Raw genomic sequence first — 15,117 nt, forward strand, 5'->3', positions numbered from 1 at the left:
TTGGTCAGTTGGGCAGTTTCAGGCGCAGTGCCAGTGGCACCGTTACCGCTGCGCACAGAGTGATGAAGCCAACGGTGGCCAGAGCGTTGCCGGTGGTGTCGGCCAGGGCACCGCCGATCAGCGGCACCAGGAACGCTACGGTATAGCCGATGGTGAAATTGCCGGCGGACAGCCGGCCCGCCTCCGAGCTGGAGACCAGGTGCGGGGGCAGCGATACGACGAGAATCAGCAGGATTCCGGCGAAGAAGCTCATCCCCACGGCAAAGGCAACCCCCACCCAGCCCTCAACCAGGATGAAGCCGAGCATGGCGGCTACGCTGAGACCGGCACTACAAAGAATGGGGCCGCGCCGGCCAACCCAGTGTCGGGCCATCCACAGCATCAGGGTCGAGGCGGCTACCTGTGCGAAGTTGAAACAGAACAGGGTGGTGTCCAGGTTTTCAAGCTCGCCCCTTTGTTCCAGAACACTGGCCATGTAGGCGTTGGTGCCGAAGAACAGGGAAGCTGTGCCGGCCAGCAGCAGGCCAAGTTTCCACATCAGGGGGTCGCGCAGGCGGGGCAGCCACTGAGCGCTGTCGTCGCCACCACCGCCGGCGGTTTTCGGCAGAATCAGCATGAGCGCAATCAGCACGGCCGGCAGTGACCACACCAGCAGCGTCAGTCGCCAGCTGTGGCCGGTCAGCGGCATGATGACCGGCAGGGTGAGGCCGGCGCCGATGAACTCGCCCATAAGCATGCCGTTCATGTAGCAGGCCGAGCCCAGGGCGATCCGTGTGGGGGTGAGCCAGCGGGGCAGCAGTGCCGGCAGCGAGGGTTGCATGACGGCGATCGCCAGGCCCATCAGGGCGCTGGCGCCCAGCAGCAGGACTGGCCCCTGGGCCAGCCCCCGGGTTGCGGACATGACGCCGACCACCGCCAGGGCAGTTGCCAGTGCGTTGCGTGGGCCAAGGCGCATGATCAGAAGCGACCCGGCGAGTGCCCCCAGGGCGAGCATCAGAACGGGCAGGGTGGTCAGTGCCCCGATGTGGGTCTGGCTCAGGCCCAGTTCGTCGCCGATGGCTGGTGCCAGCGCGGGGGCTACCAGTATGGGCAGCCGCATGTAGAGGCCAGCCAGCCACAGCAGCGCGAACAGGCCGGCACTGTGGAGGCTGTCACGGTCCACAACCATAGAATCTCTCCGGATATGCTGCAGGAGCGAGCCTTGCTCACGATGGTCGATGTATCGCCTGCGGGCAGGCTGCTACAGCAGGGAGGCTAGGCCCGGACGTCAGCCCGGGCCATGGGGAGAAACCGAGATGCGGTGTTCAGAAGTGGTACTGCACGGAGCCGCTGATCAGGCTCAGGTCGTCCTCGTCCAACGCGCCATTACTATAGTCGACGTTTGGGACGTAGTCGTAATCCGCTCGGATATAGAGGTGTTCGGTTATACCCAGCTGGGCCCCGACACCGGTTCGCAGGCTAATGCCGTTTTCCTCTGCTGAAGAGGGTCCTTCAAATTCTGAATCCCAGAAGAAACCGCCCGCCTTGAGGAAGACGTCTGCGCGGCCCCCTATTGGCAGGTGAACGAGGCCGGTCACATCGAGGCCGCGAAGGCTGAGATCCGTGCCCGAGGTGTCATCCAGCTCAAACTCTTGGCTTTGGGTATAGCCCACTTCCACACCAAAGTTCGACAGCAGCCTCGCGCCACTGTAGATGCGGAAAGCAGTCGCTTCATCGTCGCAGCTGGAGCCCAGGTTATCGCAGGCATCGGCCAGTGATGCCATGCCACCACCAATGCCGGAGTAGGGGTACTCATAGTCCCCGCTGGCATGCGCCTGTAAAGAGACGGCGGTGGCGAGCAGGGCGACGGCGGGTAGAAGTCGATTCATTGGGTGCCTCTTTTGCTGGAATACGCTGCAAGGGTTTGATTCATCTGAGAAGAGATATAGCCGCTGCGGTGCACCCTGTCAACGTAGGGGCCCTCCGGCCACGGTCGCAAAAGCAAATGCAACATACGGTTTTATGTGGTTTGCTGGTTTCCTCCGTGTGGAGGAGCGAGCCCTGCAGGGCAGACAGCTTTCCCGGGTTATTGGAGAGGATGGATTATGGCAGAGGATGATTCACAGCAGGTTCTGGCGCGGCTGCTGGAGGCGCACGTCCAGCACGAAATGGCGCGGATGGACAGCGACGCGCTGCGCGAGGACCTGGAGAGGGAATTGGGCCATGCCTTTGAGGCGGCCAACAGTATCCGCCTGAATGAGGTGATCAGCGCAGAGACGGTGAATGGCATCATCCACCGTCACACGGTGGAACGGGATATGCCAGCCATCATCCCGGAAATGGCGGCGACCTTTACCCAGGATGTGGTTGGCTCGCAGTTCCACCGTGACGCCACGCCGGGTGAGCTGATGGATCGCCAGCGGCTGGAGGCCTTTGTGGACCAGCTGCTGCTTCTGAAGGAACAGCGCCAGAAGCTGATTGACCGGATGCTGGAGCAGCCGGTGTACAAGGAGCTGGTGGCCAACCTGATGTACGAGGCCATCGTGCGCTACGTGTACGAGGAGAACCTGCTGAGCCGCCGGGTGCCGGGGGTCAGTTCGGCGCTCAAGTTCAGCTCCAGAGTGCTCAACAGGGCCGTTTCCGGGCTGGATGATGTCTGGGAGAAAAGCATCAAGGGCTACATCTCGCGCAACGTGGAGAAACTCGCCCGCCACAGCGCGGACTTCCTGGCGGAGCAGCTGACCGATGAAGAGATCAAGGCCAGCGTTATGGACGCCTGGGATACCTTCAGCGACCGCCCGCTTTCCGAGCTGGAACAGGGTCTCGGTGAGGTGGAGTGGAGTGAGTTTGTGGTGATGGGCTACGACTACTGGCTGGCCTTCCGCAAGAGCGATTATTACCGCAATGCCTACGAAACGGTGGTGAACCAGCTCTTTGAACGCTATGGCGACCGTACCCTGGGCGACCTGCTGAACGAGTTCAACATTGATCAGTCCACAGTCATGACGGAAGTGGACGCAATCCTGCCCCAGCTTCTGGAAGTGCTGAAGGCGAATGGCCTTCTGGAAGGTGTTGTCCGGCGCCGGCTGGAAGGGTTCTATAACAGTGATGCGGCGTGTGCGGCACTGGTGGGAGGGTAACGGGCGGCCGGAGCCGCCCGTGGTGTGAGGCGTGTTGGCCCCCGGGGAGAGGGGCTCAGAAGGCGACGTTCAGCCGCACATAGCCGGGGATGCTGACCTCGGTGGAGGCGTCCGCCAGACCGTTTTCCGGGGTCGCCTGGATCATCGAGACATCCAGGGTCACATTCTCGTTGTACAGCCAGCGGGTGCCCAGCATCAGCGAGGGATCCACGCTGTCTCCGAAGCGATCTTCCCGGGTCGTTACATTGACCTCAAGGCCGGGCTCAAAGCGCCCGAAATCGGTCTCGGGCAGTGCGTAGTGGGCACCCATGCCCAGGTTCAGGTAGGCATCGCTGGCCTCATCCCGGGCGCCGTCATCAAAGACCAGTTCCGGGTTGAAGTTGAGGATGAACCGGTCGACGTCAGCGGTGAAGGCGGCACCGGCGCCCAGGTTGGTGGTGCTCTCCTCGGTATAGCCCTGCTGTTGGGCGTCGTCCGAATCGTAGTGGGCAACGGCACCGTAGGCCGCCCAGTCAATCACCAGATTATTGCCTGCCTGCAGGGGGCGCAGCCCCACCTTGAACAGGGCTTCATTCTGGCTCGTGCGCGGGTTGATCCGGCTGTGATTGAGAACCAGCTCGGAGCCGGGCAGCCCCAGTCGCGCCCCGGCACTGAAGTCCTGGTCGCCTCCGGTTCGAAGATCAACGCTGGCCTTTTTGTTGGGGGCCGTGGTACCGCGCTCGAGCATGAAGCCGCGTGTGGGGTCGTTGTAGTTCTGGTTCTGGGCAAGTGCCCCGGTGGAAACAGCGGCGGTTGTGAGCGCCAGAGTCGTCACACGGAAAATCCTGTTCATGGTGCTCTCCTTGGTATCGGGCGGTATGATTTGCAGTGCTGAATTGCAAAAGCAATGTAAACGCGGGGCTGTGGCTGGTTCAATTAAACCTGTGACAGGAAACACATTTCCGGGGTAGCGACCTGTTACCGCCATGACAGCACGTTATCCTCGAGGCTGCGCATTCCGTGGCAGTAAGGGAGAGTGAAGACTATGTCATCCAGGTTTGTTGTGGCGTTGCTGGCTTTTATGGCGATGCCTGTCTGGGCCCAGGGGCCATCCTTTTCCTACGCGGAAGCCGGTCTGGCACTGTACCCGAATTTCGAGAGCGAGCCTTTGGTGGGCGCTCAGGCAAGGGGCAGCCAGACGCTGACCACGGAATGGTTCATGTTCGGTGGACTCAAGGTGCTGACCGGGGATATTGATGTCAGCGCCCTGCACGGGGGTGGCGGCTATCGCTATTCTGTGGATCACCGGACGGACCTCTGGGGTGGTCTGACGTTCGAGTATCAGGAGATTGAGGCGGATCAGTGCCAGAGTGTCATGCGCCCTGGTGGCAACTTTGTGCGTACGTGCTCCAGCGTGTCCAGTGATGATACCGCACCGGGGCTGCGGGGCGGCATCCGGCGCCAGCTGCATCGCGATCTGGAGATCGGCGCCTCGGCACGTTACATCACCGGGGATCTGGACTACCTCGGATTCACCGGCACGGCCCGCTACCGCTGGCAGCGCAATGTGAGTGTGCTGGCGGAAGCGGACTATTACGATGGCAACCTCGGTGTGATCGGCGGGCTGTCAATGCATTTCTAGGCCGCGCTGTTATGGCTGCCGCCCTCCGGCGGCATGCGATAGCGCTCCATCACCTCGCCGTTATCCACGCTTTCCAGTACCACATCGAAGCCCCAAAGCCGGTGCACGTGCTTGAGCACCTCCTGGGTATCATCGTCCGCCATGGGGATGCCGTCCACCCGGGTGTGGCGCAGCAGCAGTGAGCGGTCCCCGCGGGTGTTCACGTTCCAGACCTGGATGTTCGGGTCCCTGTAGCTCAGGTTGTACTGGCGCGCAAGCTTCTCGCGCACGCGCCGGTAGCCACGGTCGTCGTGAATGGCCTTGATCTCGTAGGCATCATCGCCTTCCTCGTCAGCAATGGCGAAGAGTTTGAGATCGCGCATCACCTTGGGTGAGAGGTACTGGAGAATGAAGCTTTCGTCCTTGAAGTTGCGCATGGCGAAGTCCAGCGTCTGCTGCCAGTCACTGCCGGCGATGTCCGGGAACCACGCCCGGTCTTCTTCCGTCGGGTTCTCGCACATGCGCTTGAGGTCCATGTAGATGCTGAACCCGAGGGTGTAGGGGTTGAGCCCGGAGTAGTAGGGGCTGTCGAACGGCGGCTGGTAGATCACGGCGGTGTGGTTCTGAAGGAATTCCAGCATGAAGCCGTCGTCCACCAGTCCCTCCTCGTACATCCGGTGCACGATGGTGTAGTGCCAGAAGCTGGCCCAGCCCTCGTTCATCACCTGGGTCTGGCGCTGCGGGTAGAAGTACTGGGCGATCTTGCGCACGATGCGCACCAGCTCGCGCTGCCAGGTCTCTAGAAGGGGCGCGTTCTTCTCGATAAAGTACAGCAGGTTCTCCTGGGGTTCGGCCGGGAAGCGCCGCTGGCGGGCCTCGTCGCCATCGTTACCGCCCATCTCGGGGATGGTGCGCCAGAGGTCGTTGACCTGCTGCTGTCGGTATTCCTCGCGCTCCTTTTGGCGCCGGCGCTCCTCCTCGGCGGAAATGGGAGCCGGGCGCTTATAGCGGTCCACGCCCTGGTTCATGAGTGCGTGACAGGAGTCGAGGATGGCTTCCACTTCCTCCACGCCGTAGCGTTCCTCGCATTCGGCCACGTAGTTCCGGGCGAACATCAGGTAGTCGATGATGGAGCTGGCGTCCGTCCAGCTGCGGAACAGGTAGTTGTTCTTGAAGAAGGAGTTGTGGCCGTAGCTCGCGTGGGCGATCACCAGGGCCTGCATCATCATGGTGTTTTCTTCCATGAGGTAGGCGATGCAGGGGTTGGAGTTGATCACGATCTCGTAGGCAAGCCCCATCTGGCCGCGCCGGTAGCCTTTCTGCGTGGCCATGAACTGCTTGCCGAAGGACCAGTGGTGGTAGCCCACGGGCATGCCCACGGAGCTGTAGGCGTCCATCATCTGTTCGGCGCTGATCACCTCAATCTGGTTGGGGTAGGTGTCCAGCCCGAAGTCGGCGGCAATACGGGCGATCTGGCGGTCGTATTCCTCGATCAGCTCGAAGGACCAGTCGGAGCCGCTGGATATTGGTTGTGTCATGGCCACCTCTCTGAGTCTCTCATCCGTAGGAGCGAGCCTCGCCCGCGATTGTTGGTTGTCTATCGCGCGCAGGGCGCGCTCCTACAGTCAGGCGGTTTTCGGTTCGAACAGCTTGCGGAACACTGGATAGATCTCGCTGGCATCCGAGAGCTGTTGCATGGCGAAGCGGTCCGGGAAGCTCGCCTGCACCGCCTCGTACTCCTCCCACAGGGCCTGGTGTTCGTGGGGGGTGATCTCCACGTACGAGTAGTACTGCACCAGTGGCAGGATCTTTTCCTGCAACAGTCGGCGGCAGATGGGCGAGTCGTCGTTCCAGTTGTCGCCGTCTGAGGCCTGGGCCGCGTAGATGTTCCAGTCGTCCGGCGGGTAGCGTTCCTCGATGATCCGGTGCATCAGCTTGAGCGCGCTCGAGACGATGGTGCCACCGGTCTCGCGGGAGTAGAAGAATTCTTCCTCGTCCACCTCCTTGGCGGCGGTGTGGTGGCGGATGAACACCACCTCGATGCGCTTGTAGTTCTTCTGCAGGAACAGGTACAGAAGGATGAAAAAGCGCTTGGCGATGTCCTTGTGCACCTGGGTCATGGAGCCGGAAACGTCCATCAGGCAGAACATGACGGCACTGGTGGAGGGCTTGGGCTCCCTGCGGTGCTGGCGGTAGCGCAGGTCGATCTCGTCGATCCAGGGGATGCGCTTGACCTGGCGCTTGAGCTCGTCCCGCTCCTCCCGCAGCGCCTCGATCTGTCGCCCCTTGGAGAAGGCGGGATCGTCCGAGTCCGGCTGGGCTTCCAGGGCAGCGATCTGCTGTTCCAGTTCCCTGATCCGCCGCCTGCGCTTACCCGCGAGGCTGATGCGCCGGGCATAGGCCTTGCGCAATGAGCGGACCACATTGAGCTTGGCCGGGGTGCCATCAGTGGTGAAGCCGGCGTGGACGTACTGGTATGAGTCCGCGCTCTTGAGCTTCTTGCGCACCAGAAAGGGCAGTTCCAGGTCATCAAACAGGAAGTTAAGGAACTCTTCCTGGGTGATCTGGAAGACGAACTCGTCCATGCCCTCGCCCTGGTCACTGGCCTGGCCCTCGCCACTGCCACCGCCCTCGCCGCCGGGTGGTTTGGGCAGGCGATCGCCGGCGACGAACTCCTTGTTGCCGGGGTGCACCATCTCGCGGTTGCCACCTGCGCCGTGGTGGAAGACCGGCTCCTGGATGTCCTCGTTCGGGATACTGACCTGCTCGCCCTGCTCCATGTCGGTGATGGAGCGGTTGTGAACGGCCTCCGATACCGCTTTCTTGATGTGCTTGCGGTAGCGGCGCAGGAACCGGTTACGGTTCACGGCGCTCTTGTTCTTGCCGTTCAGGCGGCGGTCAACAACGTGACTCATTCCCATGCAGACACCTGCTGATTACTGGGATTTCCGGACGCGCAGGTACCATTCCGCCAGCAGCTTGACCTGCTTCTCGGTGTAGCCGCGCTCGATCATCCGGTCCACGAACTGCTGGTGCTTGCGCTGATCCTCCTCGGACGCCTTGGGGTTGAACGAGATCACCGGCAGCAGCTCCTCGGTGTTCGAGAACATCTTCTGCTCGATCACGCTGCGCAGTTTCTCGTAGCTGAGCCAGGACGGGTTCTGGCCGTTGTTGCTGGCCCGTGCGCGCAGCACGAAGTTGACCACCTCGTTGCGGAAGTCCTTGGGGTTGCTGATGCCCGCGGGCTTCTCGATCTTCTCCAGCTCCTCGTTGATGGCGGCGCGATCGAACATTTCCCCGGTCTCCGGGTCCCGGTAGTCCTGGTCCTGGATCCAGAAGTCGGCGTAGGTGACGTAACGGTCGAACAGGTTCTGACCGTACTCGGAGTAGGACTCGAGGTAGGCGGTCTGGATCTCCTTGCCGATGAACTCCACGTATTCCGGCGCCAGGAACTCCTTGATGAAGCGCAGGTAGCGTTCATGGGTCTCCGGCGGGAACTGCTCCTGTTCGATCTGCTTTTCGAGCACATAGAGCAGGTGCACCGGGTTGGCCGCCACCTCGGTGGTGTCGAAGTTGAACACCTTGGACAGGATCTTGAACGCGAAACGGGTGGACAGTCCGTCCATGCCCTCGTTCACTCCGGCGGCATCCCGGTACTCCTGGATGGACTTGGCCTTGGGGTCGGTGTCCTTGATGTTCTGGCCGTCGTAGACCTTCATCTTGGAGTAGATGCTGGAGTTCTCCGGCTCCACCAGCCGTGACAGCACCGTGAACTGGGCCAGCATGCTCAGGGTGTCCGGCGCGCACGGGGCACCGGCCAGGGAACTTTCACGCAGCAGCTTCTCGTAGATGTGCTGCTCCTCGGTGACTCGCAGGCAGTAAGGCACCTTGACGATGTTCACGCGGTCGAGGAAGGCCTCGTTGTTCTTGTTGTTGCGGAAGGTTTGCCACTCGGACTCGTTGGAGTGCGCCAGGATGATGCCGTCGAACGGGATCGAGGACATGCCCTCGGTGGTGTTGTAGTTGCCTTCCTGGGTCGCGGTCAGCAGTGGGTGCAGGACCTTGATGGGCGCCTTGAACATCTCCACGAATTCCATGATGCCCTGGTTGGCGCGGTTGAGGCCGCCGCTGAAGCTGTAGGCGTCCGGGTCGTCCTGGCTGTAGTCCTCCAGCATCCGGATGTTGACCTTGCCCACCAGCGCGGAGATGTCCTGGTTGTTGTCGTCGCCGGGTTCGGTCTTGGCCACGGCCACCTGGTCCAGGATGGAGGGGTATTTCTTGACCACCCGGAACTGGCTGATGTCGCCGCCGTATTCATGCAGGCGCTTGACCGCCCAGGGCGACATGATGGTCTTGAGGTAGCGCGGCGGGATGCCGTACTCCTCCTGCAGGATCGGGCCGTCTTCCTCGGGATCGAAAAGCCCCAGGGGCGACTCGTTCACCGGCGAGCCCTTGATGGCGTAGAAGGGCACCTTCTGCATCAGGTGCTTGAGCTTTTCGGCCAGCGAGGACTTGCCGCCGCCGACGGGGCCGAGCAGGTACAGGATCTGTTTCTTCTCTTCCAGGCCCTGGGCGGCGTGGCGGAAGTAGGAGACGATGTTCTCCACGGCTTCTTCCATGCCGTAGAACTCGGAGAACTCCGGGTAGCGCTTGATGACCTTGTTCTGGAAGATCCGGGAGAGGCGCGGGTCGCGGGAGGTGTCGACAAGTTCCGGCTCGCCGATGGCGAGCAGCATGCGCTCGGCGGCGGTGGCGTAGGCTGAGGAATCCTCTTTGCAGATGCTGAGGTATTCCTCGAGGCTCATTTCCTCTTCCTTGGTTGCCTCGTAACGATCCTGATAGCGCTGCAGTATGCTCATGCTTGGCCCCCTTGCTGTGACCTGGGATGGGCCCGGGCGGAACGCTGGCCGCACTGGGCCCCGATGGTGTCAGTTCATCATGCCTCTGTTCCGGTGGATTCTGTCTTCAATTATGGGTAAGCCGGCGCGGGTTGCGAGCCTGATTCAGGTTTCTGTGACCCGTTCGCGGCCGGGGTGCTTTCTACTGAGATTAGTAGACGGCGGTGGGATTGAACAGGGGGCGTGTGGATTAAGGTTTCTGATCGGCAGAGGAGGATGGTCCGCGATCTGTTGCTGAGCGCAGACTTTGTGGGGCGCCGAAGCGGGGTGGTTCTCTCCGGGACCGCTGTAGATACATCCCTGTACGCTGGCGCGATGGCATCCCTGCCATCGAGCCTCCCGGAAAGAACCACCCCACTCCGGCGCATCACTGTCTTTCCGGGGGATCCGCGGTGCTGTAGGGGCTTGCTGGATAAATCAGAGAGTATCGCGTGCGGGGCACGCTCCTACGGAATCATGGTTCATCCACTGTAGGAGCGCGCCTCGCGCGCGATGGTTTTGCGGATGCGCTGCGATAGTCAGTCCGGCATATCCGTTACCGCGCCCTCGGAGGCGGAGTTCACGGTCTTGGCGTACTTGGCCAGGGTGCCGCGGCGGTATTTGGGGGCCGGTTTCTGCCATTGGGCGCGGCGCTGTTCCAGTTCAGATTCGCTGAGATCGACGTCGATCCGGTTGGTTTCGGCGTCGATCGTGATGGTATCGCCGTCCTGGAGCAGGGCGATGGGGCCGCCGTCGACCGCCTCTGGAGTCACGTGGCCGACCACGAAGCCGTGGCTGCCGCCGGAGAAGCGCCCGTCGGTGATCAGCGCTACCTTATCGCCCAGGCCTCGGCCCATGATGGCGGAGGTGGGGGTGAGCATCTCGCGCATGCCCGGGCCGCCCTTGGGGCCTTCATAGCGGATGACGACCACATCGCCGGCCTGGACAGTGCCGTCGTTGATGCCTTCCTGGGCGTCCTCCTCGGATTGGTAGCAGCGCGCGGTACCGGTGAAGTGGGTGCCTTCCTTGCCGGTGATCTTGGCCACCGCGCCGGTGGGCGAGAGGTTGCCGTAGAGGATCCGCAGGTGGCTGTCCGGCTTAATGGGGTTGTCGAAGCTGTGGATGATGTCCTGGCTTTCCGGATAGGGCTCCACGCCTTCAAGGTTCTCGGCGAGTGTCTTACCGGTCACCGTCAGGCAGCCGCCGTGCAGCAGGCCCCGGTCCAGCAGCATCTTCATCAGTGGCTGGATGCCGCCGATGGCCACCAGCTCGGACATCATGTACTGCCCGCTCGGGCGCAGGTCCGCCAGTACCGGGACGCGCTTGCCGATCTCGGTGAAGTCGTCCAGCGACAGTTCCACGCCGATGGTGTTGGCCATGGCCAGCAGGTGCAGCACCGCGTTGGTGGAGCCGCCCAGGGCGATGACCACGGTGATGGCGTTCTCGAAGGCCTCGCGGGTCATGATGTCGGAGGGCTTGATGTCCTTCGCGATCAGGTCCAGCACCGCCGCGCCCGCTGCCCGGCAGTCCTCTTCCTTGGTCTTGGAGACCGCGTTCTGCGCGGAACTGTCCGGCAGGCTCAGCCCCAGTGCCTCGATGGCCGAGGCCATGGTATTGGCCGTGTACATGCCGCCACAGGAACCCGGGCCGGGGATCGCGGTCTCCTCGATCTGCTTCACGTCGATCAGCGACTTATCACCCTTGGTGTAGGCGCCTACCGCCTCGAACACCGACACCAGATCCGTATGGTTCTCACCCGGCTGGATGGTGCCGCCGTAAACAAAGACCGAGGGCCGGTCCAGCCGCGCCATGCCCATGACCAGGCCGGGCATGTTCTTGTCGCAGCCGCCGATGGTGACGATCCCGTCAAAACCCTCGCAACCGGTCACCGCCTCCACCGAATCCGCGATGATCTCGCGCGAGACCAGCGAATACTTCATGCCCTCGGTGCCGTTGGCGATGCCGTCCGAGATGGTGATGGTGTTGAAGATCACACTCTTGCCACCGGCCTCGTCCGCCCCGTTACCGGCGTGCTCCGCCAGCTTGTTGATGTGCATGTTGCACGGCGTGACCATGCTCCAGGTGGAGGCGATGCCGATCTGGTTCTTCTGGAAATCCTCATCCTGGAACCCCACCGCCCGGAGCATGGCCCGGCTGGCGGATTTGCCGACTCCGTCGACGACTTGGCTGGAATAGCGGCGGTTGTTGTCTTCGGCCATGGCGTGACTCTCTATCCTGCTTTTTCGGTTTGTATCGGTTGGCGTTTTGCGTGGCGCCTGGGGTAATAGGGTGGGGAGTCCTTTTCAGGAAGCTCGATCGCCAGGGATGGCGATCGCGCAGCGTCCATGGATGGATTCATAGCGATTCCTGAAAAGGACTCCCCAGCCTCTTACCCTGCAACCACCCAACGCTGGTAAGGTAGTCCGTAAACGGTCTATGTTACCGCGACACAGAACTCAGGGTAAGAGAATCCATCAATGTGGCAGCAACGCACCCTCCAACTGGCCCCGAAAACCAAAGGCTTCCACCTCATCACCCGGGAAGTCCTCGACCAGCTCCCCGAGATCGCTGACATCCAGACCGGCCTGCTGCACCTGTTCATCCAGCACACCTCCGCCTCCCTGAGCCTGAACGAAAACGCCGACCCCAGCGTACGAGGCGACATGGAGCGCCACTTCCGCCACGCCGTGCCCGAAAATGCGCCATACTACGAACACACCATGGAAGGCCCGGACGACATGCCCGCCCACATTCGTTCCGTAATGCTCGGGGAATCCCTCAGCCTGCCGATCGGGCAGGGGCAGCTGCTGCTGGGCACCTGGCAGGGCATCTACCTGGGCGAACACCGCAATAACGGCGGCGCACGCAGGGTCGTGGCCACCCTCAACGGCGACTGAACGGGAGCAGCACGTGATACCCGAGCACCTGACCGCACGCCTCAAGGAATGGGAAAGCTGGCTTCTGGAAAAGCCCGACCACGAGCATGGTCAGGCAGGGGCCTTCGCGCGTCGCCAGCTCAGGGTCGGTTATGCTGTGGGGCGGGACCTGATGGCGGGCCAGCTCAACCTGCACGCCATGAGCCTGGTCTACACCACGCTGCTCTCCATGGTCCCGCTGCTGGCGCTGAGCTTCTCCGTGCTCAAGGCCATGGGGGTGCACAACCAACTGACGCCGGTGCTCTACCAGTTTTTTGAGCCCCTGGGTCGGCAGGGTACGCAGATCGCCGAGCAGGTCATCACCTTCGTGGACAACATCAAGGTCGGGGTGCTGGGTTCCGTGGGCTTGCTGTTGCTGGTCTACACCGTGATCGCGCTGGTGCAGAAGATCGAGCGCTCCTTCAACATGGTCTGGCGCGCGCCCATGGGTCGCTCGCTGGGGCAGCGCTTTTCCAACTACCTGAGCGTCATCACCATCGGCCCGCTGCTGATGGTCGCCGGTATTGGTCTTTCAGCCACCGTCTTCGGCTCTGACGTCGTCCAGCAGCTCAGCGCCATCGAGCCCTTCGGAACCGTGGTCGCCGTGATCAGCCGCTCCACGCCCTTCCTGATCACGGTGATTGCCTTCACCTTTGTCTATGCCTTTGTGCCGAATACCCGGGTCCGCTTTCAGAGTGCGCTGGTGGGCGGGGTTGTCGCAGGGGTGGCCTGGCAGGCCGCGAGCCTTGCCTTCGCCTCCTTTGCGGTGAATGCCAGCCGCTACGAGGCCATCTATTCCAGTTTCGCCATCGGCATCCTGCTGCTGATCTGGCTCTACATCAACTGGATCATCCTGCTTTCCGGTGCCAGCATCAGCTATTACCACCAGCACGAGCAGGCCATCTCGTCCCGCCGGGAAGTGCGGTCCTCTCCGCAGGTGGAGGAGCGCCTGGCGCTGGCGCTGATGGAGCGGGTCGCGAAAGCTTTTGACCAGGGGGATGAGCCGCCCCGCCAGGAACTGCTGGCGCTGGATTTCGGCATTCCCGGAGACATAACCCAGAGCGTCAGCGACAAGCTGATCCGCGCCGGCATCCTTCACCCCGGCGGGGATGATGGGGAGGAGCTGATTCCTGCGCGGTCGCTGGATCGGATCCGCCTGGTGGATATTCTCAGTGCTGTCCGGGCGGACGAGGATGGACTGCTCCGGCGTCTTCCAGATGTGGATGCTCCGCAGATGGAAGAGCTTGCGGATACCCGGCTTACCCGTACCCTGGCGGACTGGGTGCGGTGAACACGGATCGTACAACTGCTGATGACTGATCCTTCGCTCATGCCGTTCTGAAGGGGCAGAGAAGGACCGCACCCATCGCATGCGTGAGCTGGTGGAGCGGGTCGCCGGGGATGGGGACCTGAGTGTGCGTCTGGATGCCGGAGAGAAGGATGCCAGCGCCGCCGCCTTTGACAGGCTGGTGGAGCAGTTTGAAGGGCTGGTGCGGGATGCGTCCGGACTCTCCCAAAGGCTCCAGTCCGTTTCCGGTCATGTGGATGAACTCAGCCAGGGTACCCTGGCGGCGGCCGATAACCTCCAGGAACAGACCACACAGGCGGCTTCGGCCATGGAGGAGATGAGCTCATCGGTTAGGGGGGTTGCGGATAATGCCGCCCAGGGATCTGAAGCCGCTACCCGTGCGGCAACCCGTGTGGGCGCCAGCCGGCAGGACGCCGACCTGCGTTCCCTCGCTTCGGAAATGGATCAGCTGCTGAGTGGATTCAGTATCCGGCGCAACTGAGCCCGCACCTAGGGAGCCATCATGTCGTAGTAGTCTGCTGATGGCAGCCGGTCGTCCTGCTTGAGCTCCCGCAGGTGCCAGTCCCAGTCATCGGCCAGGACCTGGGCGTTTTCCTGCGCCTTTGAGACAAAGAAATGGACATCGACCTTCCCGATGACATCCCGTGCCAGTCCGGAAAGCCCCTGCTGTGCAATGGTGGTGTCCGCCGGGGTCTGATAGTTGAGCAGGTAGTCGGCCCGCCCGAACTGGATCATCTGCAGTGCGGATTTGTGCGTGCGGGCCTCAGTGATGCGCATGGCGTCGCTTTCAGCCTCAAAGAAACGCCCCAGCTGGCCGTAGGAGTAGTCTTTCATCAGTACCACGTGGCGGCCCTTCAGCTGCTCAGCATCGCTGACGGGTTGTGTGTCCTTGCGGCGGTAGAGTGTCAGCGTGAGTGTAATGGCGGGTTCGTCAGCCTCGACCGCGGTGGCCTGCAGCCGGTGCAGGTTGGCTGCGGCCAGTGTGAAGGCGGTCTCTCCGGAATCCATCTGGCGATAGAGCCGCGCTGCTGGGTGCTGCACGAAGCTCACGGGCTGGTCCATGGCCGTGAAAACCCGGCGGGCCAGTTCCACAAGGTATCCCCCGGGTTGCCCCTCACCATCTGTGTATCCAAACGGCGGCAGGTGGATGTAGCCGAATTCCAGTGGTTCGGGATCCGTTGCCGCCACAGCTTTCGCGGACAGCAGCAGTATGCTGAGCAGCAGGGAGGTAAACAGGGAAGTTCGGGAACTGCTCCAGCGCGACATTGTTCACCTGTCAGTAAGGGGTGACCGGGGC

The 15,117-nt window shown here is 62.2% G+C and carries 13 protein-coding genes; 5 read left to right on the plus strand and 8 right to left on the minus strand.

The features are described from left to right. Nucleotides 1–4 precede the first annotated feature (4 nt). Nucleotides 5–1,168: an MFS transporter gene (locus tag H4I92_RS10010; RefSeq protein WP_077530454.1), complete on the minus strand. Its 1,164-nt coding sequence runs from the start codon at nt 1,166–1,168 to the stop codon at nt 5–7. Nucleotides 1,169–1,304: 136 nt separating this feature from the next. Beyond that, nucleotides 1,305–1,868 (minus strand): porin family protein, encoded by a 564-nt coding sequence (locus H4I92_RS10015; RefSeq protein ID WP_077530455.1) that lies wholly within the window; start codon nt 1,866–1,868, stop codon nt 1,305–1,307. A gap of 216 nt (nt 1,869–2,084) precedes the next feature. Between H4I92_RS10015 and H4I92_RS10020 the strand changes: the two genes are divergently transcribed. Beyond that, a complete protein-coding gene (locus H4I92_RS10020; protein ID WP_077530456.1) occupies nt 2,085–3,119 on the plus strand; it encodes a hypothetical protein in 1,035 nt (344 codons plus the stop codon). A 55-nt stretch (nt 3,120–3,174) separates the two neighbouring features. On the opposite strand, the gene H4I92_RS10025 is transcribed toward H4I92_RS10020, so the two are convergent. Next, complete coding sequence (locus tag H4I92_RS10025; protein WP_077530457.1) at nt 3,175–3,951, minus strand: hypothetical protein; 777 nt, start codon at nt 3,949–3,951, stop codon at nt 3,175–3,177. 192 nt (nt 3,952–4,143) lie between these two features. On the opposite strand from H4I92_RS10025, the gene H4I92_RS10030 reads away from it, so the two are divergent. After that, entirely contained in the window at nt 4,144–4,740 is a 597-nt protein-coding gene (locus tag H4I92_RS10030) for a hypothetical protein (RefSeq protein WP_077530458.1), read from the plus strand. Here H4I92_RS10030 and H4I92_RS10035 read toward each other — a convergent pair. From H4I92_RS10035 to ilvD, 4 genes are all read right to left on the minus strand, one after another. Continuing rightward, a complete protein-coding gene (locus tag H4I92_RS10035; RefSeq protein ID WP_077530459.1) occupies nt 4,737–6,257 on the minus strand; it encodes a SpoVR family protein in 1,521 nt (506 codons plus the stop codon). The two genes, H4I92_RS10030 and H4I92_RS10035, sit on opposite strands and share 4 nt — an antisense overlap. 87 nt (nt 6,258–6,344) lie before the next feature. Then, nucleotides 6,345–7,634, minus strand: coding sequence for a YeaH/YhbH family protein (locus tag H4I92_RS10040; protein ID WP_218668193.1), 1,290 nt, complete (start codon nt 7,632–7,634; stop codon nt 6,345–6,347). Between the two features lie 21 nt (nt 7,635–7,655). Continuing rightward, complete coding sequence (locus H4I92_RS10045) at nt 7,656–9,578, minus strand: PrkA family serine protein kinase (protein WP_077530461.1); 1,923 nt, start codon at nt 9,576–9,578, stop codon at nt 7,656–7,658. Between the two features lie 557 nt (nt 9,579–10,135). Then, nucleotides 10,136–11,815: a dihydroxy-acid dehydratase gene (ilvD, locus tag H4I92_RS10050; protein WP_077530462.1), complete on the minus strand. Its 1,680-nt coding sequence runs from the start codon at nt 11,813–11,815 to the stop codon at nt 10,136–10,138. A 258-nt stretch (nt 11,816–12,073) separates the two neighbouring features. Here ilvD and H4I92_RS10055 point away from each other — a divergent pair, with 258 nt between their 5' ends. The 3 genes from H4I92_RS10055 to H4I92_RS10065 all read left to right on the plus strand — a co-directional run bounded on the left by H4I92_RS10055 (nt 12,074) and on the right by H4I92_RS10065 (nt 14,301). Continuing rightward, nucleotides 12,074–12,493, plus strand: coding sequence for a secondary thiamine-phosphate synthase enzyme YjbQ (locus tag H4I92_RS10055; protein WP_077530463.1), 420 nt, complete (start codon nt 12,074–12,076; stop codon nt 12,491–12,493). Nucleotides 12,494–12,506: 13 nt separating this feature from the next. Continuing rightward, on the plus strand, nt 12,507–13,802 hold the full coding sequence (locus tag H4I92_RS10060; protein WP_218668194.1) for a YihY/virulence factor BrkB family protein: 1,296 nt from the start codon (nt 12,507–12,509) through the stop codon (nt 13,800–13,802). 79 nt (nt 13,803–13,881) lie between these two features. Continuing rightward, nucleotides 13,882–14,301, plus strand: a complete 420-nt coding sequence (locus H4I92_RS10065; RefSeq protein WP_077530464.1) for a methyl-accepting chemotaxis protein — start codon at nt 13,882–13,884, stop codon at nt 14,299–14,301. A gap of 8 nt (nt 14,302–14,309) precedes the next feature. Here H4I92_RS10065 and H4I92_RS10070 read toward each other — a convergent pair whose 3' ends face one another. Then, nucleotides 14,310–15,086, minus strand: a complete 777-nt coding sequence (locus H4I92_RS10070; RefSeq protein ID WP_077530465.1) for a substrate-binding periplasmic protein — start codon at nt 15,084–15,086, stop codon at nt 14,310–14,312. Nucleotides 15,087–15,117: the final 31 nt, after the last annotated feature.

It is taken from the genome of Vreelandella halophila, assembly GCF_019903425.1.
In the GTDB taxonomy this organism is placed as follows: domain Bacteria; phylum Pseudomonadota; class Gammaproteobacteria; order Pseudomonadales; family Oleiphilaceae; genus Halospina; species Halospina halophila.